This window comes from Oscillatoria sp. FACHB-1407 (assembly GCF_014697545.1).
Lineage (GTDB): Bacteria > Cyanobacteriota > Cyanobacteriia > Elainellales > Elainellaceae > FACHB-1407.
In genome coordinates this window covers 71,195-97,742 of the sequence record NZ_JACJSA010000007.1, presented here as the reverse complement: position 1 = coordinate 97,742, position 26,548 = coordinate 71,195, and the positions used below count along the sequence as shown (strand labels likewise).

At 51.3% G+C, this 26,548-nt stretch carries 21 protein-coding genes and 1 tRNA gene; 13 read left to right on the top strand and 9 right to left on the bottom strand.

The window, feature by feature from the left end:
* Positions 1–68 precede the first annotated feature (68 nt).
* The 3 genes from H6G89_RS13370 to H6G89_RS13360 form a co-directional block, all read right to left on the bottom strand.
* Positions 69–1,088 carry an ABC transporter substrate-binding protein gene (locus H6G89_RS13370; RefSeq protein ID WP_190506985.1) on the bottom strand — a complete coding sequence of 340 codons (1,020 nt, stop codon included), beginning with the start codon at positions 1,086–1,088 and terminating at the stop codon, positions 69–71.
* A gap of 241 nt (positions 1,089–1,329) precedes the next feature.
* On the bottom strand, positions 1,330–2,499 hold the full coding sequence (locus H6G89_RS13365; RefSeq protein WP_190506983.1) for a serine/threonine-protein kinase: 1,170 nt from the start codon (positions 2,497–2,499) through the stop codon (positions 1,330–1,332).
* A gap of 133 nt (positions 2,500–2,632) precedes the next feature.
* The gene (locus H6G89_RS13360; RefSeq protein ID WP_190506981.1) at positions 2,633–5,455 is read right to left on the bottom strand and encodes a CBS domain-containing protein; all 2,823 of its coding nucleotides are present in this window, start codon (positions 5,453–5,455) and stop codon (positions 2,633–2,635) included.
* A gap of 334 nt (positions 5,456–5,789) precedes the next feature.
* Here H6G89_RS13360 and psbZ point away from each other — a divergent pair, with 334 nt between their 5' ends.
* The 6 genes from psbZ to hemL all read left to right on the top strand — a co-directional run bounded on the left by psbZ (position 5,790) and on the right by hemL (position 10,362).
* Positions 5,790–5,978: a photosystem II reaction center protein PsbZ gene (gene psbZ / locus H6G89_RS13355; protein ID WP_190506975.1), complete on the top strand. Its 189-nt coding sequence runs from the start codon at positions 5,790–5,792 to the stop codon at positions 5,976–5,978.
* Between the two features lie 40 nt (positions 5,979–6,018).
* Positions 6,019–6,603 carry a 6,7-dimethyl-8-ribityllumazine synthase gene (ribH, locus tag H6G89_RS13350; RefSeq protein WP_190506973.1) on the top strand — a complete coding sequence of 195 codons (585 nt, stop codon included), beginning with the start codon at positions 6,019–6,021 and terminating at the stop codon, positions 6,601–6,603.
* A gap of 170 nt (positions 6,604–6,773) precedes the next feature.
* A tRNA-Gly gene (locus H6G89_RS13345) sits at positions 6,774–6,845 on the top strand.
* Positions 6,846–7,154: 309 nt separating this feature from the next.
* Positions 7,155–7,562 carry a hypothetical protein gene (locus tag H6G89_RS13340; protein ID WP_190506971.1) on the top strand — a complete coding sequence of 136 codons (408 nt, stop codon included), beginning with the start codon at positions 7,155–7,157 and terminating at the stop codon, positions 7,560–7,562.
* 3 nt (positions 7,563–7,565) lie between these two features.
* Entirely contained in the window at positions 7,566–8,831 is a 1,266-nt protein-coding gene (locus H6G89_RS13335; RefSeq protein ID WP_190506969.1) for a glutamate-5-semialdehyde dehydrogenase, read from the top strand.
* Positions 8,832–9,060: 229 nt separating this feature from the next.
* Positions 9,061–10,362: a glutamate-1-semialdehyde 2,1-aminomutase gene (gene hemL, locus H6G89_RS13330; RefSeq protein ID WP_190506967.1), complete on the top strand. Its 1,302-nt coding sequence runs from the start codon at positions 9,061–9,063 to the stop codon at positions 10,360–10,362.
* Positions 10,363–10,407: 45 nt separating this feature from the next.
* On the opposite strand, the gene H6G89_RS13325 is transcribed toward hemL, so the two are convergent.
* Positions 10,408–11,187 (bottom strand): YdcF family protein, encoded by a 780-nt coding sequence (locus H6G89_RS13325; RefSeq protein ID WP_441339447.1) that lies wholly within the window; start codon positions 11,185–11,187, stop codon positions 10,408–10,410.
* A 201-nt stretch (positions 11,188–11,388) separates the two neighbouring features.
* On the opposite strand from H6G89_RS13325, the gene H6G89_RS13320 reads away from it, so the two are divergent.
* The 3 genes from H6G89_RS13320 (at position 11,389) to H6G89_RS13310 (ending at position 14,785) form a co-directional block, all read left to right on the top strand.
* Positions 11,389–11,934: a cyclic nucleotide-binding domain-containing protein gene (locus H6G89_RS13320; protein ID WP_190506962.1), complete on the top strand. Its 546-nt coding sequence runs from the start codon at positions 11,389–11,391 to the stop codon at positions 11,932–11,934.
* Between the two features lie 4 nt (positions 11,935–11,938).
* A complete protein-coding gene (locus H6G89_RS13315; protein ID WP_190506961.1) occupies positions 11,939–12,760 on the top strand; it encodes a SirB1 family protein in 822 nt (273 codons plus the stop codon).
* Between the two features lie 201 nt (positions 12,761–12,961).
* Entirely contained in the window at positions 12,962–14,785 is a 1,824-nt protein-coding gene (locus tag H6G89_RS13310) for a PAS domain S-box protein (RefSeq protein WP_190506959.1), read from the top strand.
* Positions 14,786–14,939: 154 nt separating this feature from the next.
* Here the strand turns inward: H6G89_RS13310 and H6G89_RS13305 are convergent, their stop codons facing one another.
* Together H6G89_RS13305 and H6G89_RS13300 are read right to left on the bottom strand one after the other, a co-directional pair.
* Positions 14,940–15,497, bottom strand: a complete 558-nt coding sequence (locus H6G89_RS13305) for a hypothetical protein (RefSeq protein ID WP_190506957.1) — start codon at positions 15,495–15,497, stop codon at positions 14,940–14,942.
* 253 nt (positions 15,498–15,750) lie between these two features.
* Positions 15,751–16,344: a thioredoxin family protein gene (locus H6G89_RS13300; RefSeq protein ID WP_190506955.1), complete on the bottom strand. Its 594-nt coding sequence runs from the start codon at positions 16,342–16,344 to the stop codon at positions 15,751–15,753.
* 92 nt (positions 16,345–16,436) lie between these two features.
* On the opposite strand from H6G89_RS13300, the gene H6G89_RS13295 reads away from it, so the two are divergent.
* The 3 genes from H6G89_RS13295 to H6G89_RS13285 all read left to right on the top strand — a co-directional run bounded on the left by H6G89_RS13295 (position 16,437) and on the right by H6G89_RS13285 (position 20,370).
* On the top strand, positions 16,437–16,841 hold the full coding sequence (locus H6G89_RS13295) for an NIL domain-containing protein (protein ID WP_190506952.1): 405 nt from the start codon (positions 16,437–16,439) through the stop codon (positions 16,839–16,841).
* An 18-nt stretch (positions 16,842–16,859) separates the two neighbouring features.
* Positions 16,860–17,408 (top strand): GNAT family N-acetyltransferase, encoded by a 549-nt coding sequence (locus H6G89_RS13290; protein ID WP_190506950.1) that lies wholly within the window; start codon positions 16,860–16,862, stop codon positions 17,406–17,408.
* 448 nt (positions 17,409–17,856) lie between these two features.
* Positions 17,857–20,370, top strand: a complete 2,514-nt coding sequence (locus H6G89_RS13285; protein WP_190506948.1) for a glycogen/starch/alpha-glucan phosphorylase — start codon at positions 17,857–17,859, stop codon at positions 20,368–20,370.
* Here H6G89_RS13285 and H6G89_RS13280 read toward each other — a convergent pair.
* Positions 20,341–20,535, bottom strand: a complete 195-nt coding sequence (locus H6G89_RS13280) for a hypothetical protein (RefSeq protein ID WP_190506946.1) — start codon at positions 20,533–20,535, stop codon at positions 20,341–20,343. The two genes, H6G89_RS13285 and H6G89_RS13280, sit on opposite strands and share 30 nt — an antisense overlap.
* Positions 20,536–21,115: 580 nt before the next feature.
* On the opposite strand from H6G89_RS13280, the gene H6G89_RS13275 reads away from it, so the two are divergent.
* Positions 21,116–24,616: a DNA polymerase III subunit alpha gene (locus H6G89_RS13275; protein WP_190506944.1), complete on the top strand. Its 3,501-nt coding sequence runs from the start codon at positions 21,116–21,118 to the stop codon at positions 24,614–24,616.
* Between the two features lie 577 nt (positions 24,617–25,193).
* Here the strand turns inward: H6G89_RS13275 and H6G89_RS13270 are convergent.
* Together H6G89_RS13270 and H6G89_RS13265 are read right to left on the bottom strand one after the other, a co-directional pair.
* Positions 25,194–25,670: a hypothetical protein gene (locus H6G89_RS13270; protein WP_190506942.1), complete on the bottom strand. Its 477-nt coding sequence runs from the start codon at positions 25,668–25,670 to the stop codon at positions 25,194–25,196.
* 295 nt (positions 25,671–25,965) lie between these two features.
* Positions 25,966–26,328: an endonuclease domain-containing protein gene (locus tag H6G89_RS13265; RefSeq protein ID WP_190506941.1), complete on the bottom strand. Its 363-nt coding sequence runs from the start codon at positions 26,326–26,328 to the stop codon at positions 25,966–25,968.
* Positions 26,329–26,548: the final 220 nt, after the last annotated feature.

Genomic DNA, 26,548 nt, shown 5'->3' with positions numbered 1-26,548 from the left:
AGCGTTACTGATCTAATGTATGAATTCCGGAGGGGCGTTTCGCGAGACGCCCCTACAGCAGCCATCTTCTAACTCGCTTGCAACTCCTTCACCAGTGAGTCGTCATAGAGTTTTGTGGCATCAACAGGTTGACTGATCAACTTGATCTCTTGACTGGTTTTTGCAGCAAATTCAAGACTATCTATGACGTTGAGTGGATCGTCGGCATTGAAAACAACAGTTGCGTTTTCTTCCATATCAAAGATGCGGACGGTATCCAATAAAGCCGGAACTTCTTCTGGTGTAACCCCTAGCTTTTGAGCGGTAATCTCAGCCATTTCATCCGGGCTTTGGCGTACAAATTGCACTCCCTTATCGATCGCCCGTAAAAATGCCAAAATTTCGGGTTTCCGTTGCTGAAGGATAGCTTCTTTGACCACTAAACCAACCGGAATAATATTGGTGTTTTTAGAAGAGAAAACAATTTCCCCTTGACCCTCTTGAGCCGCTTTAGATAACCAGGGTTCATAGGTGACAGCGACATCCACCTGTTTACTGGCAAACGCTGTAGCCGCTTCAGCAGCAGGCATGGTCAGCAGCGTAATATCTTGTTCAGTCAAACCACCCGTCTCTAAATACTTCCGCAATAACAACGACTGGAGTGGCAACTCCTCCCAGGCAATCTCTTTGCCCTTCAGGTCTTGAGCTTGCGTAACGTTTCGCGCCAGGATGCCATCTGCCCCATTGGAATAATCCGACAGCGCAATCAGGCGCAGCGATGGATCACGCTCCGCCATCATCACCATATCGGGAACACCAGTCCATGCCAGATCCACTTTACCCGCTAACAATGCTGTATTAACATCGGTAGCAATTTGAAAATACTGATCCTCCACCAGAATTCCTTCTTCCTGAAAGAACTCTTTTGCCAGTGCCACATAGTGGGGAGCAAACCCAGGCCATGGTGATGACGCAACAACCAATGGCTGAGTAGATAGCTCTGGAGCTTCTGTAGAAGGTTGCTGAGCATTACAGGCGACCAGTAAGCCAAATGTCAGCCCTGCCAGCAGAAAGAATCGAACAATGCGACGGAAAACAAGGTTAAACATGGCTCAAACCCAACGGTGAACACTGATAGAAGCTAGTAAGTGCAAATTACACGCGCGTTATGGTTACACAGTGTAAACCGATTTGCAACGAGAATGGGTGTCCATCTAAACTGTGCCGCTAAATTCTATAGCGGCATCCACTTGGGTAGAGCACAGAGTGTGGGGTGGAACCCCGTGTAATGAACCAACTGCACACTGCTGTAAATGCACTCAACCTATTCAGAGCCGTGGGCAATTGCTTTTACAACGCAGGCGGTGACTGAGGGGCTGGAGCGGGTGCTACCGGAGCAGGTTCAATGGCGGGTGGAGGAGCGGGTTGTTCCACACTGGCGGGTGGAACATAGACTGGATCAGCCGGAGGTAGTGACGTATCGGCGGCTGGTTCCGGCAGAGGCAACTCCTCCGGGACAAGGGGTTCAGATCCTTCAAACTCAGTTGGAGTTTTAGGAATCGTTTCTTCCGGCAGGGTCACTTTGTCTGGATCAAACGATTCAACCGGATCGATGGGGGGCGCAACGTAGCGATCGCTCACTGGGTCCTCATTCAGCTGTTCCGCTGGACGATCCCACCTTGATGGCGCAAAACTCTCAGTCATTTCCTCCTGAATAGGCCACCCCTCCGTTGGTGGGAAGGCTTGCTCATTGCTAAAAATAGGATGGCTGTTCGTAGTCGGCGGGTTAAACCGCAGTGTCAGCCCAAATCCTGCGCCTGCTAAACCGGCAACCACTGTCGTTAGCATCAGCGACGCAGGCAACCAGGGGTTAGTTTTGCGCTTGACGACCGTGGATAAAGCAGGCGATCGCTTGTCTCCGGCGCGAGCCACTACTACCGTTGCCGCATTGGGAGGAGAAGTGGGGGAGCCAGGAGCCAGAGAACCGTTGGTTGCTCCATTCGTCGCTGTTCCGGGCGTGGCAGCATTCGTCAAAGAACCATTGGCGATCGCTCCATTGGGTTGTTGCAAAGCAGTGGTCACCTGGGCGATCGTGGGTACACCCGCTGAAAGCCCCTCTGTTAATGGTTCAGAATCCCTGGAGTCTTCTACAGGCTCTGACGCACCATTGGCATCATTTGCGGATGGAGTCAATAACCAGTCAAGGATTTTAGGAAGGGGGTGCTCTGGAATATACTCCAACACCACATAAGGGGACTGACTCTCTGTAAAATAGTCCAGCACTCGCCCTGGATAGGGGTTCTCACCCTTATTGAGTCGTCGTACCCCTGCTAAGAACTGCTGCTCAAACCAGGTTACTTTTTCGAGGTCAGAATGCTTGTTTTCCAGCGTTTGCAATATGACAGCCTGGTCTAAATAAACATGAGTCGCTTTGTAGGTTGTGCCAAAGTCACTCTGCTCTAGCACCGCTTGAATCACGTATTTGCCGTTTTGCAACGGAGTACCGGCCGTCAAACTCATAAGACTGTCGTTTAGAACTATCAGATCTTCCCACTTATGCTACTTCTAATCGGGAGAATTTGGGGATCAGAAAGGGGTGATGGGGTGATAGGACAACTGTAAAGACGCGATTAATCGCGTTTCTTCCACTCCCTTACTCCCCTACTCCCCTACTTCCTAACGGAAAGTGTGTTGCTAAAAAAGCCTCCGCAGAGGTGCGATCGCCCACTTCCCCATCGAGGGTGGCGGCTCGGAGTTGCTCTAACATGACTTTGAAGTGTTTACCCGGTTTGTAGCCCAATCCCTTGAGATCGTTGCCATCCAGTGGAGCTTGGATGGTTGCCCAGCAGATCAGATATTGCCAGATCAACCGTCGCAAGGGACGAGGGCTATGAAGCGCAAGCAGGGTCAGGGTGGGCAGGTCATAAGCACTCAACTGCTGCACCACATGACTGGGTTTGACAGAGACGTTGCACTGGACAGCCATAGCTGAGGAATGGTCTGTAGACAACCCTGTTGTCACTTCAGCTTGAGTTCGCGCAAACTGTCGCAACCGTTCGATGCTCTCGGCTGGAAGTTGCAGGTTTTCTGCCACTCTGCCCCGTTCGTCGGGAGCCAGTTGGACGATGAGTACCTCTAACAACATTTGCCAGTGAGGCAGGGTTGCTTGGGGGTCAAATCGCTTGAGCCAGCGATCGCCCAATCGCAATCGCCACCACAACTCAGGGGTCAACTCCAGGGTGGGATGCAGGCATTTCAACGCACCCAGGTCAGCCAGCAAACGCAGAGCTTTTTTCCAGTAGGGAGCCTCCAGGATGTATTTCAGTTCTCGTCGCAGTCGAGTTTGCAAGGCTGGAGTGCGATCCATCTCAGCTTGAACACGGTTGTAAATACCACTGGCGATCGCATGATGAATGTAGTCCTCGGTTTGCGGCTCCAACCGGAACCCCAACCGCACCGCAAAGCGCACGGCTCGATAAATCCGGGTTGGGTCTTCAATAAAGCTGTTGGCATGGAGAACGCGAATTTGCCGCTGTTGCAGGTCGGGCACTCCGCCAAAAAAGTCTAGTAGCTCTCCAGAACGAGGCGAGGTCAGCCGAATTGCCAGCGCGTTGATGGTGAAGTCTCGACGGTAGAGATCCTGATGGATCGAACTGGCTTCCACTTCTGGGTTGGCAGCAGGATAGGGATAAAACTCAGTGCGAGCGGTAGCGATATCGATCCAGAGGGAATCCAAAGCGGGATCGTGATGCCACAACAAGGCGGCGGTTTGAAACCGTCCATGCACTTGTAACCGTGCATCGGGATAGGTCTGTTGCAATGCCCGTGCTAACTCCACCCCTGCCCCCGTATCGGCAGATTGGTGAAACCCATCGACTACCAGGTCAATGTCATCAATTAACAGGGGTTGCTGTGGATCTGCCAGTAACAGATCTCGCACCGCACCGCCCACCACATACAACTGCCATCCCCGTTGCTCTGCCTGCTCGGCAGCAGTCATCAAGACCTGCCACAGTGGATCGATCAACCGCTGACGCAATAGATTTTGCACCAGATGAGGCAACCAGCACAGCCGATAGGAACCCGCATCAGCCGATTGAAGGGGTTGCCATACCTCATCGATTGGGGAGTTGCCACGACCCCCGATCGCCTTTTCGCGGTGCAACTGGCGCAATACATCGGTGCGGGTGACGATGCCAACTAACTTGCCGCGATCGAGCACAGGTAACCGACCGATGTCAAAGGTCACCATCAGGGATTCAATCTCTGGCAACGTCGTCTCTGGGGCGATCGTCCTCAAACTGGGGGTCATGTAGCCCTTCACAGGGGCATGGCTAAACCCATGATGTAGGGCAATATCAATATCGCGACGGGAGATGATGCCCACCAATTGATCCTGAGCATCCACGACAGACAAGCCAGAGTGTCCGTAGCGCAAGAGAATTCGTTGAGCCTCGGCGATCGCCGTCTCTGGGCGAATGGTGCGAACCGGAGCCGACATAATGTCGCGTGCCAGTGGTGGATGGGGAATCTGGTCACGAATCTGCGCTAACAATTGCCCCAGCAATTTCTGTGGATCGTCCCCCCGCAGTGTCACCACGGCAGCTTTGGGGTGTCCCCCACCGCCCCAGGGTTGCAGTAGTCGATTCAGGTCAATGTCTTGGGCAGCATCCCACAACCCACTGCGGACTCGCCCAATCACCGTTAACTTTGACTCACCCGACTCGTTGGGGTTGTAGTGATGCGCCAACAGCAGGATGTCACTCTCAGTCAGGCTCAGCACATGCGACGCCAACGTGGACAACCCCGGCACAAAATCTTGGGTTGATAACAACACCCAGGCAAGGGTGACGCCTCGTACTATCTCCGTGTGGATCTCCTTCAACGCGATCGCCAACAGGTCTTGAAACTCCGGCGACAACCCCGGTTCCACATACTCCGCGATCGCCCCTAAACTTGCTCCCTGCCCCATCAACCAGGTCAACGCTGCCGCATCTCTAACCGTGGTGTGGTCGTAGGTGAGCGACCCGGTATCAACATGAATCCCCAGTGCCATCACGGTTGCCTCCGGCACCGTCAGTTGGATCTGCTGAGCTTGCAGTTGCTCTGCCACCAGGGTTGTGATCGCACCGACTGACTCAATCACCCGCTCATCAGCCTCAATGTCGCTGTCTGCATCCAGATGGTGGTCATAGAGGCAAATCTTCACGTCTGGCAAATCCAGCCACTCCGCGGCTTTACCCAGGCGATCGCGCCATTGCGTATCTACGATCAGGAGCGATCGCACCTCTGATGGAATGACCGATCGCCGCTCAATCAGCGGGTACTCATCCCGGTGCAACGCCAAAAAATCGCGCACAGCAGGGTGTGCCCCCCCGGTTACAACCACCCGTGAGCCAGGATGTAACCGCGTCAACCCAACCGCTGCCCCCAGCGTGTCAAAGTCAGCCGTTGTATGACAGAGGATCAAATCCATAAGGGGGGAGTGGGGAATGGGGAACGGGATAAACGTGATGACGACAGTCAAGGAATAAGTTGGGTAAAGAGGAGTGCGGATCTTGACCGCGAGGGAGGGACTCGTACTTCAGAAATTGCAGATGATTGTCTTAACTCTCATAATCGCGTCTGTACACGGATTAGGCTTTCTTCTTTTTTCACTCTTCTTTCTTCTCTTTTCCCTCCCGATCTTGGCAGAGAAAGTGCTGAAGGAGGTTCAATTTCTGATAGGTTACTTACTAGGGATGATACACAGGCGGGTGCAATTGCCTGATGTGAGTCCGTTGCTGTGCTGGGAGAGGAATTCTTTAAAAATGTCTATTTTGTTCCAGTTTGCTCTAATCGGTCTAGTGTTGATGTCATTCGCGATGGTGATTGGCGTACCTGTTGCCTACGCCAGCCCTCAAAACTGGGATCAATCTAAGCGGCTCATTTTGTTAGGGTCTTTTGTTTGGGTGGCGTTAGTCTTACTCGTCGGTGGGTTAAACTATCTAGTGGTCTAACTAGTGGTTCAAACCGGGCGATCGCCTGTACCGATATATCATGGCAGTTTTTGAGGGCACCTTTACCCAAACCGAGCCGTTCCGCATGGCACTGGTGATCGGTCGATTTAATGATCTGATTACGACAAAACTCCTGGAAGGTTGTCAGGACTGTCTTAAGCGACACGGGATTGATCCCAATCCTGAAGGGACTCAGGTCGATTACGTGTGGGTGCCTGGGAGCTTTGAAATCCCCTTGGTGGCACGTCAATTAGCGTTGTCTCGTCGCTATGACGCCATCATCTGCTTAGGTGCCGTCATCAAGGGGCAAACTCCGCACTTTGATTACGTTGCGGCTGAGGTTTCTAAAGGAATCGCAGCGGCTGCCTTCCAGACTGGGGTTCCAGTGGTGTTTGGGGTACTAACCACCGACACCATGCAGCAAGCTCTAGAACGCGCAGGCATCAAGAGCAACAAAGGCTGGGACTACGCCATGAATGCCATTGAGATGGCAAGCCTGATGCGGCAGGTGAGAGCCATCACCCCCGATTACAATGGCGCAATTGCTGGAGCATCCGCTTCTCAAAGTCTGCCTGCTTCTCTTAGAAGTGCAGAGGTTGATGAGGCGATCGAAAGCCCCAGCTGATCAAATGGGGAGAGAGTAGGGCAATAACGGGTGGTCGGATACATGAATCAGGCTCACCGCTACCCTTTTACCCACTCACCCCGGTATCTCTAGCAAAATCGATGGGGCAATTTGCTAGAAAATGGTTGACAAGCCCCCGCATTTCTGACACTATAGTAAATGCGTTATTCGCGGGTATAGCTCAGTGGTAGAGCGTCACCTTGCCAAGGTGAATGTCGCGCGTTCGAATCGCGTTACCCGCTTCCGACCTTCGATGAAGTAATAGCCAGTAGACCTTAGATTTGAGGTTTATTGCTCAAATATTGTTTAATTTTTCTGTGTATTCTCCTGACGCTTCTCAATGCTTGGGTTAGTCTTGATGAATTCCTCAACGCTTACACAGATATAGCTTGGCTTGAGGTTCCAACCTATCTAGGGTGTTAGAATCGGACTGAATCCAAGGCACTGATTCAAGACCACGTATCGTTCAAAAGGCATCCTTAACTCGATACCGCTTGCATCAACCTCACTGCTCATCCTCCACCTGAACTCACCTTGCCCTGCTAACGCTCGTGCAGACTCAAAAAGCTCAAAAAATCGATTTATCTGTTGATTATCCCTGTCCTTGCCATCGTCGGGGAAATCTCACGCCGATCGCATTGACCGAGGCGTTTGGCTGTAACCGATGTCAGCGTATTTTTGTGGTTCAGGAAAGCGGATACGTGATTGAAGAGCTTTCCACCAACTATCCTTACAAAAAGGCTTGGCGGTGGACTGGAAACCAGTGGAGCACAGCCCACTCTGGTCTGGGTCGAGCCTATTTGCCCCTGACGCTCATCATTATTTTTGGAGTAGTCTTTTTATTGCTAGTGACCACGCTGCAATCCCCTCTCAGCTCTAGCATGACGTTTCGGGCGATCGCAGCACTGGTGCTCTCAGCCATGCTAGTTCTGATGCTTTGGTTAGCTTGCAGACGTTAATCGATGGTGACGGACTCCTTGCACCCCTCTTCTTACTTAAGCACCGCCGTTCAACAGGCATATCAATCCTCCTTAGAACTGGCAGCCCTCAAAGGTACTGACCGCAGCCAAGCCTTACAAGTTATGGCGGATGCCCTGAATAGCCGCCAGGATGATATTTTGGAGGCAAACACGCTGGATTTAGAAGCCAGTCGTGAGATGGCAGTGCCAGACTTAATCCTGGAATGGCTCAAACTGACTCCTGAACGCTTGCAGAGTGCGGTTCGCATCCTACAACGACTGAGTGAGTTATCTGACCCCACTCAGCAGGTGTTAAACACGCCCTATCAGGTGGAGCGGGGGCAGACCTACTGTCAACTAACCCCACTGGGGGTGATCGCGCTGGTGTATGAGGCGTTTCCTGAACTGGGGGCGATCGCAGCAGGGTTATGTCTTCGCACCGCCAACAGCCTGATCCTCAAAGGAGGGGCTGAGGCGAGCCATTCCAATCAGGTCATCGTAGAAACGCTACAAAATGCGATCGAAGATGCCAAGCTACCGCCGGGGTGTCTGCAACTGTTGCCATCGGATCAGGGCGATCTACTGCGGGAGTTGATTACCCAGGATCAGTACGTTAACTTGGTGATCCCCTATGGGCGCAGCAGCCTGGTGCAGCAGGTGATTCGGCAGGCGACTCTGCCCGTACTCAAAACGGCGATCGGCAACTGTTATCTCTATTGGTCGCCATCGGGATCGATTGATGTCGCCCGTTGGATGATTTTAGACAGTCATCAAAGTGAGCCTGACCCCGTAAATGCGATCGAAAAAGTGTTGATCCATCGCCAGCAGAATCTCACCATGTTGTCGTTGTTGTGGGAAACACTGCGGGAAAAGGGCTATGAACTCAAAGGGGATGCAGATCTGGTGGCACAGTTTCCAGAGCTAAAACTGGCAGAAGAATCGGAGTGGGGTCAACCCTATCTCGATCGCACCATTACCTTTAAGTTTGTAGATGGGCTAGAAGAGGCGATCGGCTGGATCAATGCCTACAGCAGTGGACATGCTGACTGTTTAGCCACAGAATCCTACCAGGAAAGCCGTCAATTTGCCCTGGGCATCAACAGTGCCATCACCTACATCAACGCCTCACCTCGCTTCTATCGCAACCCCAAACGGGGTAGCCCCATCTCGTTGGGCATGTCCAATCAAAAAGGACACCGCCGCGGTCTGATCAGCCTGGAAACCCTGACCACGGTTAAGCATGTCGTCCAGGGCAGCGGACTGAGTTAGCGTTTCAAGTTACAAATTTTAAGTTTTGAGTTTTAAGTCAATCCAGTCAGCCACAATGCAATCGCGATGCATAGGATAATAAAATGTGCAATCGCCCCTGAGTCAGGTAGAGGGTAGATGGGTGGACTGTGAAAGGGTAGATGGGTAGATGTGACTTTACTCAGCCATCCCCAACTCCCAACTCCCTATTCCCTACTCCCATCCAATGTGTTGATAAGAGGAAAAGATCTTGGTTACTACATCTTCATTGAAAACCACCCGATCAGAAGAAATTTTTGCAGCGGCTCAACAACTCATGCCCGGTGGAGTCAACTCCCCAGTGCGAGCTTTTAAATCGGTCGGTGGGCAGCCGATCGTATTCGACCACGTCAAAGGAGCCTACATTTGGGATGTCGATGGCAACCAATACATCGACTATGTAGGCACTTGGGGACCCGCTATTTGCGGTCATGCCCATCCCGACGTCATTCAAGCACTCCACTCTGCCCTGGACATGGGAACCAGCTTTGGTGCGCCCTGCTATCTCGAAAACGTGCTGGCAGAAATGGTGATTGCTGCCGTTCCCAGCATTGAGATGGTGCGCTTTGTCAACTCCGGTACAGAGGCTTGCATGGCGGTGTTGCGTCTGATGCGAGCATTTACCGGACGCGACAAAATCATCAAATTTGAGGGCTGCTATCACGGTCATGCCGATATGTTTTTGGTAAAAGCGGGATCTGGGGTCGCCACGCTAGGACTGCCTGACTCGCCCGGTGTACCCAAATCGACCACTGCCAACACCTTGACCGCTCCCTACAACGACCTGGAAGCCGTTAAAGCCCTGTTTGCCGAGAACCCTGGTGAAATTGCCGGGGTGATTCTGGAACCCATTGTGGGGAATGCAGGCTTTATTCCTCCCCAACCCGGTTTCCTGGAGGGGTTACGCGAGGTGACTCAGCAAAACGGTTCTCTCCTGGTATTTGACGAGGTAATGACGGGTTTCCGCATTGCCTATGGCGGTGCTCAGGAGAAATTTGGCATTACCCCGGACCTGACGACACTGGGCAAGATTATCGGTGGTGGTCTACCTGTGGGAGCATACGGCGGTCGCAAGGATATTATGTCGATGGTGGCTCCTGCGGGTCCGATGTATCAGGCAGGAACGCTTTCAGGCAATCCTTTGGCGATGACTGCTGGGATTAAAACCCTGGAATTGCTGCAACGTCCGGGCACCTATGAGCAGCTTGACCAGATCACCAAGCGATTGGCAGATGGCATGTTGCAAGTGGCACAAGAAACGGGTCATGTTGCCTGTGGTGGTCAGATTAGCGGCATGTTTGGCTTCTTCTTTGCAGAAGGTCCAATCCACAGCTACGAAGACGCCAAGAAGTCGGATCTCAACAAATTTGCCCGATTCCATCGCGGCATGTTAGAGCGAGGCGTTTATCTGGCTCCATCCCAGTTTGAGGCTGGCTTTACCTCACTGGCACACACCGAGGCGGATATCGATCGCACCCTTGAAGCCGCGCGAGCCGTGATGTCAAGCCTGTAATAGAACAGGTAGGGGCACGATTAATCGCACCCTTACCTGTTCTATTTACATCCATCCTTTGAGGCGATACACCAAAATGCCGACGTATTCCTTCATGGCGCGACTGGTTTGCTGTAACTTTTCGGCGTCGGGGAGCAAGTTCAGCAGAAAGCCCTGCAAGGTAGCCTGATACTCCTCCAGTTCTTGAGCCGTAATGCTGAAATCGGTCGGAGCGGCGATCGCCTCAATCCCCTGCTTCTGAAAGATTCCCATCGATCGCGGCATGTGCATGGCCGAGGTGACGAGCAACACACGGTTAATTCCCCGTTGCTGCAAGATCTGTTTGACATTCACCGCATTTTGATACGTGTTGAGGGAAGTGGGATCTTGGGCGATCGCCGTTTTGGGTACGCCTAACACTTCAGCCAGTTTTGCCATATCTTCTGACTCTGAAGCACTGCCACCTCCCTTCCACTCAATTCGCCCACCACTCAAGACAACGAGTGGAGCTTTGCCCTGTTGATATAGCTGCGCCCCGTAGAGGACGCGATCGCCCGCCTCTGCCACATCTACCCAGGGTCGCGGAGCAATCTGGGGTTTGATGCCACCTCCCAAGACCACAATCGCCTCAGCATTGGGTAGGGTTGTCGGGACATACTGCCACTCCAGCGATCGCACCAGTTGCGCCGCAACCCAACCGTTACTCCCCAACAGCAACACCACCAGAGCGGCGATCGCACTCAGAGCAGCAATGTGAGGTCGCTTCCACAGGGTGAGTAGGGTCAACCCTAAAAAAAGACATGCCAAACCCAGTGGATAGATGAACAGCGGTAATAATTTAGACAAGAACAAAAACATGGGAGATTAGGGTAAAAGAAATCAAACTTTATCAAATCCAGTGAATGCGTTGTCATTCCGGTGGGGGTGGGCGTTATGGCTAAATCTAGACTCCAGACAGGTTGCGTCTGCTCAACCCACCCGTCCAGTGTTGCGCTCAGTGGTAAATGGTTGAATTGAATTTGGTGCGTTTCAAGACATGGGGTGGGTATGAAAAAAGCACTGTATATCCTGGCAGAAATTAGCGATCGCGATTTTGAGTGGATTCTTTCAGTCGGTCGCAGCAAGCGTGTCACCGCAGGCACGACTCTCATCTACGAAGGCGAACCGATTGACGCGATATACATCGTGCTAGAAGGCACTCTGGCGGTCTGCGTCGAGTCACTGGGCGGTGAGGAGGTTGCCCGTCTAGGGCACGGCGAAGTCGTGGGAGAGATGTCGTTTGTGGATGCGCGTCGCCCCTCGGCGACGGTCAAAGCTGTTGAAGACTCGCTTGTTTTTACCATTCCGCGATCGCAACTCGCTGCAAAGCTAGCACAGGATCTGTCATTTTCATCGCATTTCTATCAAGCACTGGCAATCTTTTTGAGCGATCGCCTGCGGAGCACCGTAAGCCGTCTCGGCTATCCCAAAGAAACCTTTGCGGCTCCTCCCCCTCAACCCTCATCAGAGGATGAAAATCACTACCTTGAGGATAGTTTGAGACTGGCTGAAGCCAGACTAGACTGGATGTTAAATCGCCTGAAAGGACGCTAGACGGATGGAATTTCCTTTATCACGGCAACATTTTTATCAAGAGATCCATCAACCCGACGACCAAATCGATTTAGCAAGAGCTGCTTTATTTTTTGCCCAAGAGGAATATCCCGAACTTGACCCTGACGAGTACCTCAATGCATTGGATAGCATGGCCTCCGAGGTCGAAGAACGCCTACCCGAAACGCGGTATCCATTGCGGGTCGTGCAAACCATCAACGACTACCTCTACCAGGATCTGAAGTTTAATGGCAATCTAGAGGACTATTACGACCCACGCAACAGCTACCTGAATCAGGTGATCGATCGCCGCACCGGAATTCCCATCACCCTCTCGCTGGTCTACCTGGAAATTGCCCGCCGCATCGACTTCCCCATGGTTGGTGTGGGGATGCCCGGACATTTTCTGATCCGTCCAGTAGCCGACGAAATGCAAGTCTTTGTAGACCCCTTTCATAACGGAGAAATTCTCTTTCCAGAAGATTGTCAGGAGCGATTTAGCCTGCTACACGGCAAATCCATTCCCTTTGATCCTGACTATTTAGAATCAGTCACCCCTCGTCGCTTTTTGGGTCGAATGTTGACCAACCTCAAGGTGATTTACCTCAACCGAGGAGAGTGGGCAAAAGCACTGGCCACGATCGAACGATTACTGCTGTTGTTTCCAGAAGCCCCCATTGAACAGCGCGATCGCGGCATTTTGTATTACCAGATGGGGCGTTGGATCGAAGCCACACAAGATTTAGAAAATTACCTGATAAGTGCCCCTACGGCTGAAGATGCGACCATCGTCCGGCAACTGTTAAAGCGAATGATGGAGAAATAGGATAGGGGATTCAGGGATTAGAGGCGTACTTCATACCCCATCACCCTATCACTTCCTACTCCCCATTCCCCACTCTCTCCCACTTACTAAATCTCTTAAGATCTCAACCCCGAAAATGGGTTACGTCCGTCATCCGTGCGTTCTAGAATTCAAGGAACCGAATTTTCATTTTCCTGGAGTTCTTTAGTTGCTGGATGCGCCATGATCAACCCCAAACGTGCGATCGCCTTGAACAATCGGCGGTTTAGTCTACGAACACTGCTGGTTGTCCCGTTTGTTCTACAAATTGTGACGGCTGTCGGTTTAGTGGGGTGGCTCTCGTTTTTAAGTGGTCAAAAAGCGGTCAACGAGGTGGCGACCTCCCTACAAACAGAATTGGCGTTTCGCATTCAGCGCGAGCTTCAGGGTTATTTTGAAAGCCCCCACTCGCTCAACCGCCTGAATTCTGTCTCGTTTGTGCAGGGAGATATTGACTTTGCCAACGCTCAAAATGTGGCGCAATTTTTTCAGCAGGTGAAGATTTCGCCCTATGTTGATGCGGTGTATTGCGCGACTCAACAGGAGGGCACGTTTCTCGGCGTAACTCGCGTGTTTAATGAGGCTGACTTTCAGATCATGCTGAGGAACAGCGAAACCGGGGGACGGATGAATCTTTACAGCGTGGACAGCCTGGGCAACCGCCGATTGTTTGTTGAAGCGTTGCGTAAGTATGATGCCCGCGTTCGCCCCTGGTACAAGGCTGCTGTGCAAGCCGAGCGATCGGTGTGGAGTCCGGTTTATCTTGATTTCACAACTCAATTACCGACAATTACTGCGAGCCAACCCGTCTACCGCGAGACAAATGGGCAACTGTTGGGGGTGTGTGCGACGGATGTGATTTTGCCGAAGGATTTTCGCAATTTTCTGATCAACCTCTCCATTGGGGAGTCGGGTCACGCCTTTGTGATCGAGCGATCGGGATCGATTTTGTCGAGTTCAACGGATGAGTCGTTGATTTCGGGCGAAGGCGAAAACGCCAAGCTGCTCCAGGCAACCAACAGCAGCGAACCTCTCATTCGAGAGACGGCTCGCCAATTGCAAACCCAATATGGCAGCTTTGAGGGAATTCAGCGATCGCTCAAAACAGAATTTATCCTGGATGGTCAACGGCAATTTGTGCAGGTTCTGCCGTTCAAGGACGATCGGGGGATTGATTGGCTGATTGTGGTGGTTGTGCCGGAATCGGATTTTATGGGGCAAATTCAAGCCAACACTCGCAATACGGCTCTGTTGTGCGCTGCTGCCTTGGTTGGGGCGATCGCTTTAGGCATCTTTGCATCTCACAAAATCTCGCAACCGCTCCTCCAGGTCGCTCAAGCTTCTGAGGAAATCGCAGATGGCAATTTGGATCAACATTTGCAGCCCAGCAGCATCACAGAAATTGAACGATTGTCCAATTCCTTCAACAGTATGTCGGGGCAACTCAAAGACTCTTTTGCGGCTCTGGAAACTAAAAACGAGGAATTACGAATCGCCGAAGAAAACTATCGCAGCATCTTCCAAAATGCGCTGGAGGGGATTTTTCAGGCAAGCCCAAACGGGCACTTTATCAACGTCAATCCTGCGATGGCTCGGCTCTACGGATACGACACTCCGGAGGCGATGCTGAACCACATGGCAGCGATCGGCACTCAAGTGTACGTCAACCCTGAGAGTCAGGTGGAGTTTAAGCGACAGCTAGAACAGCACGGCGAAGTCAAAAACTTTGCTTACCAGATCTATCGCCAGGATGGCAGCATTGTTTGGCTCGAAGAAAACACCCGTGCGGTTCGTGGGAAGGATGGCAATCTGCTCTACTTTGAGGGCATTGTGGAGGATATCACCCTCCGCAAACGGGAGGAGGAAGCCTTAAAACGAACCATTGAGGAACTCCGAATTGAGATCGATCAGAAGAAATTGGAGCAGGAAGTGACCCGCATTACGGAGAGCGAATACTTTAAAAAGTTGCAGGATGAAGTGTCAAACTTGCACAGCGATGATGTCTAAAAGTGCAGAGAACAAGAGGAGTTCAAGCCTTCGCTCTATCCTACCCGCAACTGAAGTGCGGGCTAATGATATAAAGTCTGCTAAAGCAGACTAAAAGGGCATGATCCCAAACACAATGGATATCTCTTGTACTTGATTTTCTCCAACTGCTTCTCTATAGCTTGAGCGTTAGATCAATTGCCTGTTTTAGTCCTTCATAGGAAGTAAGGATACCAAGTTGCTTCAACCGAGCCAGTACAACCATTTTTTGATCTCCAAACGACTCGTCAATCCTATCTGTGCTTACAACTAGAAATATCCATCGCTTCAAATCAAGAACATTTGCATTATTGATATCCTTCTCTTCGTAGAGGGAGAATACATAACAGTCTGCGAGCCGGCATCTTAATTCAGACATGATATTGGTTTCAGCGTCCCACCCTTTTTTCTTACTAATATCAAATTTTATTAAAGAGGGTTTTTTCTGCTGCCAGCTTTGAATATAGGCAGAAGACTTTACTTCAATTTTCTTGTCGCAGTAATGCAGATCAACTGCATCCCATTCCACTCTCGGTCTATGAGTTAAACCTAACGCAGCAGCAACAATGAACTCTGCAAATATTGAACGATTACGATTTGACAAAATATCTGAATAAGCCCATGACCAGAAATCATGAACAGTTAACTCTGTCAGGGTAATTTGCTCTAGACCAGTGAGTTTTGAGCTATTCATCTTTTCCTTTGAATGATTCAGGGAAAATATTTAAGTGACTCAACCAAAGACAACCGCACTTGGTACAGATGCGAAGCGCGAGTTTGGGTAAATTGAGGCACCTTCTGCTAGGGGGTTTGGGGGAGGCAGTGGCGTCCCCCAATCGGGGGTTTGGGGGAGAATCCCCCAATGCCTGGTTGCCAAACAATTGAAGCGATTGACTGTCTAATCCAGGAAAAGCAGAATAAATCAGCTTTTAACATTGGCTGAGATATTACTTTACCCCACTGCCATGACTGCGGGGATCGTCACTGCGGGTTTGGGTTGCAGCCGTGTCTACCTTAGAAAATTGTCCGTTGATTTGCACATATGGTAACGTCGCATCCGTCGCCAGAGCATCCAGATTTGCTGCCATAATCGTGCGGGGTTGTTCGCCAATTGTGCTGGCGATCGCCTCTCCCTTGCCATTCATAAAGACAAAGTGGGGGATACCATCCACCCGATAGCGCAACATCTCTGGTAGCCATTTGCTGTTATCCACGTTGAGCATGACAAAATTGACGCGATCGCCATACTCCCCTTTGAGGTCGTTCATATCGCCTGCCATCGCCTGACAACTGGTACACCAATCGGCATAAAACTCAACCAGCGTCGGCTTTCCATTCGTAGACGCCACCTCTAAGGGAATGGCAGATTCAGCCATCGCGCTCAAGGACGAAGACCCGGTCTCAGTCCGAAGACCCAAGAAAATCGCTGTGCTGAGCACCACCGCCACAAACACGATCAACAGATTGCGAACACGGGTTGCCAGGTCAACGTTGGGTTGCGTGTTTGGGATAGGGGCAGGATTGGGGGTTTGGTCAGACATACAAGAATCTGGGCTGAACGATACACTGAGAAAGACTTAAACAAAAGTTTAGAACTACTCTTTAGTCTATCGATTCTCTATAGCTTTAGCGTGTGAAACGGCGAGTTACCCTGACTTTTCCTAAACGGGCGGTACACATGCCCGTGACCTATCGATTGGCAAAGGATTTCAATATCGCTGCCAATATCATTCGGGCACAGGTCGCTCCGAACCAAATTGGAACACTGGTAGTAGAGCTATCAGGTGATATTGATCAACTCGATGCGGCACTAGATTGGCTGCGATCGCAAGATATTAGTGTCTCCACTGCAAGCCGCGAGATCCTCATCGACGAAGAGGTTTGCGTTCACTGTGGCTTGTGTACAGGCATTTGCCCCACCGAAGCGTTGAATCTCGATCCGCAAACCTTTCGGCTCAACTTTACGCGATCGCGCTGTATCGTCTGTGAACAGTGCGTTCCCGTGTGCCCAGTACAGGCAATCTCCGTCAATTTGTAAATCTGTGGTTGATTAGGAATGGTGCAGGCAACGGTTACAACCTGGTATCTTGAAATGCTCAGCCCAGAGCAACTTCGCCCTTCTCTGTCTGATAATCCTGACCTGTTAGTGATGCAGGCAGAAGTGCCCTCCCCTGAACTCAATCGGTTTCTCTATAGCAGTGTTGGTGGCGATTGGTATTGGATCAATCGCTTGAGTTGGAGCTATGAGCAATGGGTGAAATACCTCGATCGCCCAGAGGTACAAACTTGGGTTGCTTATTTAAAGGGCACTCCGGCAGGCTACATTGAGCTAGAAGCTCAACCGGGGGATCAAGTTGAAGTCGCTTATTTTGGGCTAATGCGGCAATTCACCGGAAAACGTATTGGCGGGCATCTGCTCACCGTTGGAGTGCAACAAGCCTGGGCAATGGGAGCAAAACGGGTGTGGGTTCACACCTGCAATTTAGATGGACCCTATGCCCTGGCAAACTATCAGGCCAGAGGATTTCAACTCTATAAGGAAGAGACGCACACCGAAGAATTGCCAGCGCAACCGATTGGACCCTGGGAAGGAGCTTATCGATAGTTTTTTCAATCAGATGCTCGGTTGCTGCAATGAGTTTGAAAACCAGGCATTGGGGGAGTCTCCCCCAAACCCCCTAGCAGAAGGTGTTTGGGTTAACCCACAGGCGCGCTTCGCATCGGTTCCAAGTACGGGTGCTTCTGATCAGGTCAAGACCCTTGACAAAGACCAAAGTCTCTCTGGAGTTGGAGGATTTAGAGGGTTGCGAGAACCTATGTATACACGGTAGATCTAGCAAGGGGAAGTGCCGCAGGACGTTCGGCAAAGCGCAGTCGAGCCGTCGAACCGTGGTGGGGTGTGATCTGTCGCAGCAATTTTTAGAGTTGGCATGAGAAGCCAGGGATCAAAATCTAAAACAAACCTAAAGCCTTTGACAGTGTAGCCCTCAGCACCAATCTGCAACAATCGGTTACTGTATGTTGCATAAGTCGAAGTTTAACAATGGTTACTTATGCACGTAGAGGACGATCGCACTGGGGTGGATGTGAGAACGCTGAGACGTGCTCTCGCAGACAACCTTTACTGCATTCAAGGCAAGGATGAACAGTTTGCCACGTTCTACGACTATTACATGGCGTTGGCATACACTGTGCGCGATCGCCTGACCCATCGCCGCATCAAGACCGTCCAAACCCACGCTGAAAAAGATTCTAAAGTTGTTTATTATCTGTCGGCTGAATTTTTGATTGGGCGGTTGCTCATCAACAACCTGATCAATCTAGGGATTTACGACGAGATGCAGCAGGCTCTCAAAGAGTCTGGCTTAAACCTGGATGATCTGGTAGAGCGGGAAGAAGAACCAGGTCTTGGCAATGGCGGTTTAGGACGGCTAGCAGCCTGTTTCCTGGATTCCTTAGCGACCTTAGAAATTCCAGCGGTTGGCTATGGCATCCGCTATGAGTTTGGCATCTTTGACCAGTTGATCGCCAACGGTTGGCAGCACGAACGCCCCGACAACTGGTTGCGATTTGGTAACCCCTGGGAGTTGCCCCGTCCCGATTACACCGTTGAGATCAAATTTGGCGGACACACCGAGGCTTACACCGATCCCCAGGGTCACTATCGGGTGCGCTGGTTCCCTCGCACGACCGTTTATGGCACACCTTACGATACTCCTGTCCCTGGCTATCAAAATAACACCGTCAACACCTTAAGGCTGTGGAGTGCAAAGGCAGGTGAAGACTTTAACTTCCAGGTGTTTGACGCGGGTGATTACACTCAGGCTGTTGCTGACAAAACCTTCTCTGAGAACATCTCTAAAGTTCTCTACCCCAACGACAACACCCCCCAGGGTAAAGAACTGCGGTTGCAACAGCAATACTTCTTTGTGTCCTGCTCGCTGCAAGACATTATTCGCCGCTATTTGCGCGATCATTCCGATTTCAACGCCTTCCCTGACAAGGTAGCCATTCAGCTCAATGACACTCACCCATCGATTGGCGTGGCTGAGTTGATGCGGCTGTTGATTGACGAATATCAACTCGACTGGGATACCGCCTGGAATATCACACAGCGCACCTTTGCCTACACCAACCACACCCTCCTCTCAGAGGCGTTAGAGCGGTGGTCGGTAAGCCTGTTCCGACGGTTATTGCCTCGTCATTTAGAGATCATTTACGAGATCAATTACCGCTTCTTAAGCGAGATTCAGCTCAAGTATCCCAAAGATGCCACACGGCTCGCCCGCATGTCCTTGATTGAGGAGGGAGCCGACAAAAAGATTCGGATGGCGCACCTGGCTTGTGTGGGAAGTCATACGGTGAATGGGGTTGCGGCTCTGCACACAGAGTTGATCAAGCAAGACTTAATGCGGGATTTCTATGAGATGTATCCCGACAAATTCCAAAACAAAACGAATGGCATCACACCCCGTCGCTGGTTGTTGATGAGCAACCCAGGCTTGTCTCAGTTGATCACTGAGAAAATTGGCGATCGCTGGATTACCAACTTAGATGAGTTGCGCCGTCTGGAGTCGTACGCCGATAACGCTGAATTTCAAGCTCGTTGGCGACACATTAAGCAAGAAAATAAGCAAAGGCTAGCCGATTACATCCAACGAACCAACAATATCGAAGTTGATGTGAATTCGCTCTTTGATGTGCAAATCAAGCGCATTCATGAGTACAAACGCCAACTGTTGTGTGTGTTGCACATCATTGCTTTGTATCAACGTATCAAAGCCGATCCCAGTATTGAGATTTTGCCACGTACCTTTATCTTCGGGGGCAAAGCTGCACCGGGTTATTTCATGGCAAAGATGGTGATCAAATTGATCAACTCGGTCGCCGACATGGTGAACTATGACCCCGATGTGGCAGGGCGATTAAAAGTCGTGTTCCTGGCAAACTACAGCGTCTCACTGGGACAATTAGCGTATCCCGCTGCTGACCTATCCGAGCAGATCTCGACTGCCGGAAAGGAAGCCTCTGGCACAGGCAACATGAAGTTTGCCCTCAACGGGGCACTCACTATCGGAACACTCGACGGAGCGAACGTCGAGATTCGTGAAGAAGTCGGCGCAGAGAACTTTTTCTTGTTTGGGTTGACTGCCGCAGAAGTAGTTGACATGAAAGCAAAGGGGTATGACCCGATGCACTATTGCAATACCAACGAAGAACTGAAAGGAGTGCTGCATTCGATCAGTTCAGGGTACTTCTGCCCCAGAGATCCAGGTGTATTTAAAGCCATCATTGACTCGCTGCTACACACGGATGAATACATGTTGTTAGCGGATTTTCAGTCCTATGTAGATTGCCAACAACAAGTGAGTGATGCCTACCGTGACACTTTGAATTGGACTCGGATGTCTATCTTAAATGTGGCGAGAATGGGTAAGTTCTCAAGCGATCGCACCATTTGGGAATATTGCAAAGAGATCTGGAAAGTACACCCGGTACAAATCAATCTCGATGCCTACTCCCACGACGCCGCAGGTCTAAAAGTTGCCATGTCTCAAAGCAGTTAAGCCATTCACCCAATCGATGTAACATGCGGTGACATCCGATAGGGGTTGTATCTGACGGTTAGGGGAGTGGCGGTTAAAACCGCAGCTACTGGGACAAAACCTGCCTACGAGGTTCAAAGCCTCAGTCCGCGTCGGCGGGCTTCGCTCCAGTCGCCGCGAATTCATTCGCCGAGTTCAGTCCCCCAATCACGAGATGCACCCATCACAATAGGTTTATCTTGCCCTCGTTCGACCCTTCTCCTGGTGAGAAGGGTTTTTAGTTAACACTCTAATGCCAATTACCCCTAACGTATTCGGGATCAGGATTTTGGCGGTTCACAAACCCTGATGCTGGGAAGCTTCCTGACTCGCCTTCGCCTCATGGCATATGGCTACAGCTATACAAACAAAACCGATCTGCGTCGGTAAGTAAACCTTATGATTTCCGGTAGTCTGCGTCGGCGAACTTCGCTTTGATAGCCGCGAATTTATTTGCCAGGCTCTTAAACCGAACTGACGTTACCCCTACCGGAATGACACCTGTCTCCTATCTTTTGCCTCAACTCCGTTAAAACAATATAGAAATCGCTTCCCAACCTTGATACATTAGTACTAACAAGACTTGACCGTAGAGCTGCTTTCGGAAATCTTTTTCTACAATAGAAATCCAGAATTCCATAGGTAAGACACTATCAATAGAGCCTTTATTTTAAAATCCTGCTAGATGTAGTAATCTGGACTCAATCCTTCACCTTGGTTGAGAAAAATGTCGTTTGTTGGTCTCCATATTCACAGCGACTATAGTCTTCTGGACGGTGCCAGTCAATTGCCCGATCTGATCGATCGCGCTGTCGAACTGGGAATGCCTGCGATCGCCCTGACGGATCACGGGGTGATGTATGGTGCGGTGGAATTGCTGAAGGTGACAAAAGCCAAAGGTGGCATCAAGCCCATCATCGGCAACGAGATGTATGTCATCAACGGCGACATCACCAAGCAGGAGCGTCGCCCCCGTTACCACCAGGTCGTGCTGGCAAAGAACACCCAGGGCTACAAAAACCTGGTGAAGCTGACTACCATCTCTCAACTCAAGGGGGTTCAGGGCAAAGGGATCTTCTCTCGTCCCTGCATCAATAAGGACTTGCTGGAGCAATATCACGAAGGTCTGATTGTCACGAGTGCCTGTTTGGGCGGTGAAGTGCCCCAGGCAATTATGCAGGGTAGACCCGATGTGGCGCGACGGGTCGCCCAGTGGTACAAAGACCTGTTCGGTGACGACTATTACCTGGAGATTCAGGATCACGGGTCACAGGAAGACCGAATTGTGAACGTTGAGATCGTCAAAATTGCCCGCGAACTCGACATCAAAATCATTGCCACGAATGACTCCCACTACATTTCCTGCTTCGACGTAGAAGCCCACGATGCGCTGCTCTGCATTCAGACCGGAAAGCTAATCACCGAGGAAAAACGTCTGCGCTACAGCGGCACGGAGTACCTCAAATCCGCCGATGAGATGCGGCGACTGTTCCGCGATCACCTGACGGATGACGTGATAGAAGAGGCGATCGCCAACACCCTCGAAGTCGCTGACAAGGTTGAGGAGTACAACATCCTCGGAGTGCCCCAGCTACCGAACTATCCCGTCCCCCCAGGCTACACGGGAGAGACCTACCTCCACGAGGTGACCTACAAGGGCATTATGGAGCGGCTCAACGTTCAGACGGTCGAAGATTTGCCTGCCACCTACCGGGAGCGGTTAGACTACGAACTCCAGATGATGCAGAAGATGGGGTTCTCGACCTACTTCCTCGTCGTGTGGGACTACATCAAATTTGCCCGCGACCACAACATTCCGGTTGGCCCCGGACGGGGATCTGCCGCAGGCTCTCTGGTAGCTTATGCCCTCCGTATCACCAACATCGACCCTGTCCACCACGGCTTGCTGTTCGAGCGATTCCTCAACCCTGAACGGAAGTCGATGCCGGATATTGACACCGACTTTTGCATCGATCGCCGCGACGAGGTGATCCAATACGTTACCGAGAAGTACGGCACAGAGCGGGTAGCGCAGATCATCACCTTCAACCGCATGACCTCGAAAGCGGTACTGAAGGACGTGGCGCGGGTGCTCGACATTCCCTATGGGGACGCCGATCGCATGGCAAAGATGATCCCCGTCGTCCGGGGTAAGCCGACTAAGCTCAAGGTGATGATCTCAGATGACACGCCTGCCCCGGAGTTCAAAGAGAAGTATGAGAACGACCCCAAGGTGCGCCATTGGGTCGATATGGCAATGCGGATCGAGGGCACCAACAAAACCTATGGCGTTCACGCGGCGGGCGTAGTGATTTCAGCGGAACCGCTCGATGAGATCGTGCCCCTGCAATACAACGATAAAGGATCTGTCATCACCCAATACTTCATGGAAGACATTGAGGCAATGGGACTCCTGAAAATGGACTTCTTAGGGTTAAAGAACCTGACGATGATCCAGAAGACGGTGGAGCTAATCGAGCAGACCCACAACACATACGTTGATCTCGATCGCCTGCCCATGGATGATCCCAAGAGCTATGACCTGCTGGCAAAAGGCTGGCTCGAAGGCATCTTCCAGTTGGAGTCGTCGGGGATGCGGCAGATTGTCCGTGACCTCAAGCCCTCCGGTTTAGAAGACATCTCCTCTGTTCTAGCACTCTACCGACCGGGGCCGTTGGATGCTGGACTGATCCCCAAATTCATCAACCGCAAACACGGACGGGAAAAAATCGACTATCCCGACAAGATCCTCGAACCCATCCTCAACGAAACCTACGGGATCATGGTCTACCAGGAGCAGATCATGAAAATCGCCCAGGATATGGGCGGTTACTCCCTGGGTCAGGCGGACTTGCTGCGACGTGCCATGGGGAAAAAGAAACCCGCCGAAATGCAGAAGCACCGGGAGATCTTCGTCAATGGAGCGAAGGAAAACGGCATCAGTGCCAAGGTTGCCGAAGAACTGTTTGATCAGATGGTGCTGTTTGCGGAGTATTGCTTCAACAAGTCCCACTCCACCGCTTACGGCTATGTAACCTACCAGACCGCCTATCTCAAAGCCAACTTCCCAGTGGAATATATGGCGGCGTTGCTGACCACCAACAGCGACGACCAGGACAAGGTGCAGAAGTACATTGCCACCTGTTTGGCGATGGGCATTCAGGTGGAGCCACCCGACGTGAACCGCTCTGGCGTAGACTTCACACCGCTCGAAAAGAGCATTTTGTTTGGGCTGTCTGCGGTACGCAACGTGGGACAGGGGGCGATCGAGAACCTGCTAGCCGCACGAGAAGAGGGCAACTTCACATCCCTGGCGGATCTCTGTAGTCGCATCGATCCCCGCACGGTGAACCGTCGTGCATTGGAAGCCTTAATCCAGTGTGGCGCGATGGACTGCCTCAACCCCAACCGCAACCAGTTGATGCATGACCTGGAGTTTGTCCTGGACTGGGCACAGTCCCGCGCCAAGGACAAGGCGATCGGGCAGGGCAACCTGTTCGACATGTTTAGTAGCAACGGCAACGGCAGCGACTCGATGTCCGTCTTTGACACGGCTCCCAAAGCTCCCCCCGTAGACGACTTCCCTCCCCAGGAAAAACTGAAACTGGAGAAAGAACTACTGGGCTTCTACATCTCTGACCACCCGTTGAAGTCCGTCCAGGATGCCGCCCGGATTCTCGCGCCGATCAGTCTCAGTGACCTGGCGGATCAGCCCGATAACGTTACCCTCAGTGCGATCGTCATGCTCAGCAGCGTCAAGCCCGTCACCACTAAGAAGGGCGATCGCATGGCCATTATTCAAATCGAAGACCTCACCGGGCAGGCGGAAGCGGTCGTCTTCCCCAAATCCTTTGAGCGAATTGGCGAACTGATCCAGCCCGATGCTCGACTGATGGTGTGGGGCAAGGTCGATCGCCGCGACGATCGCTCCCAATTCATCGTGGAAGACGCGGAACCGATCGAAGACATTCAACTGGTGATGGTGGAACTGGAACCCAAGATTGCCAGTGACATCACCTATCAACACCAACTCCGCACCGTACTGCTCGAAAATCGGGGTGATGAAGACAAGTGCAAAGTCCCTGTGGTAGCGGTGATCTCCAATCAGCGTCGGCGCGAGATCGTCCGACTGGGGGCACAGTTCCGCGTGCAGGATCACCAGGCAGCCGTGAGTGCCCTTCAAAGAGCCGGATTCTCGGCTCGCGCCGCAACCCTCGTCGGCGCGTGACTTTGAAGCTTCTTCGCCCCCTAAATCCCCCAATCCTGGGGGACTTTGAGTCCTTGCCAAGCATCTTAACCAACCAGAAGCACCCAAACTTGGAATCAATGCGAAGCGCGCCTTCGGGTTAACTCAAAGACCTTCTGCTAGGGGGTTTGGGGGAGGCAGTGGCGTCCCCAAATGGGGTTTGGGGGAAACTCCCCCAATGCCTGGTTCTCAGATGATTTGGAGAAGAGCAGAGATATGTGTATACGGTAGCCTTAATAAAGGTTACTGAGGAGGATCGCTTAGGAGCAATAATCTGTCGCAAAGATTGTTTCAATTTGTATAAAGACTCCTAAACGAGTATCAAACACGCTCGAATGAGTGATCCTTACTCTCAAACGAGTATCAAACACGCTCGAACGATTATCCGAGACTCTTGAACGAGCCTCCAATACTCTCGCACGAGCCTCCAATACTCTCGAACGAGCCTCCAATACTCTCGCACGAGTCATCGCATTAGATGCCTCTAACAAAAAGACTCATCCACGACACCACAAGGGTCACGAATGAGTCTTTGCATTTCTTGAATGAGCGATCGCCCTTACACAGCGGGTGTTGTCTTGCTACTTTTGCTGCGAATTGCCTTAAAGCGTTCGCCCAACTGTTCCGCGATCGCCTTTAACCCTGGTCGCTTTTTGGCTGCCATCTTGACGTAATCGTAGACATTGAGGCTGCTACTCATGGTTTCGCTGCCGACGGCTAACAGGGTGTCGTCTACTTGCTCTGACAACTGCCGTAAGCTAAACATTAATTCTGTGAGAGCTGTGACTAACTGATAGTCGCGAGAAAACTCATCAATATCAAAGCTGGCGGGCAAAATATCGCGGTTGGTTTGAGCGACGGTGAGGCTCGTGTTTACAAAGGCGAGGCTTTTGTCGCCCATTTTGAGTAGTCGTCGCCGTTCTTCAGTGGTCAGAGTAATGAGGAAGGGCAACTTATCTTGAATCGTTGCGAATGCGGTCTTGATTTGCTGGAGGTCAGCGTCAGAGAGGGTGGCACTAATGTTTTGATAGGGCACAGATGCTCCAAGATTTAATAGTGGTGAACGATTAAATCTAATGTTCCCAACTGCGCCCTTTCCTACCCAATCAAATGCTTCTCGTGCTCCCTAAATCGCGCCCCCTAGATCCCCCAAAATTGGGGGACTTTTTCGATCTATTTACCTTGGAAGGCGTTCTGAGGTGGTTGCCCCCTAAATCTCCCAAAATTGGGGGACTTCTGAGGTGTTCGCCCCCTAAATCCCCCAAAATTGGGGGACTTCCCAAATGTTCGCCCCCTAAATCCCCCAAAATTGGGGGACTTTTTCGATCTATTTACGGCTGAGTGGCTTCAAGAATTTGCTGGAGCACACGATTCAGGTCGGTCATGACTTCGTGATTACGGAACCGTATAACTCGATAGCCCAAGTGGTTTAGGTACTCTGTTCGAGCCTGATCGTAGTCAATTTGTTGATCATGGATGTCTCCATCTAGTTCAATTACAAGGCGATATTGAAGGCAGTAAAAATCAACAACAAACGAACTAACAGGATGTTGACAGCGAAACTTGAGTCCATTTAGTTGTCGGTTTCTCAGAGCTTCCCATAAAGTCTTTTCAGCTACTGTAAGACGTTGTCGCAGGTGTCGAGCGGCTGCAACGATGTTAGGAGTCGTTCCCCGAATACGCTTAGGATGCACAGTCGAGATTTGTCATGGAGTTATTGATAAAGTTCCCACGAGAATACACTCAACCTGTAGCCTTCAAACAATAATTCAAAGTCCCCCAGAATGGGGGATTTAGGGGGCTGAGAGACTTGTAGACACACAGTGAACTCATCTGAAAACTCACACATTTTGCCCCAACCTCCAAAATTGCTACCGTGTATACACATCTCCTGTATCAACCTCAAACTCTTGC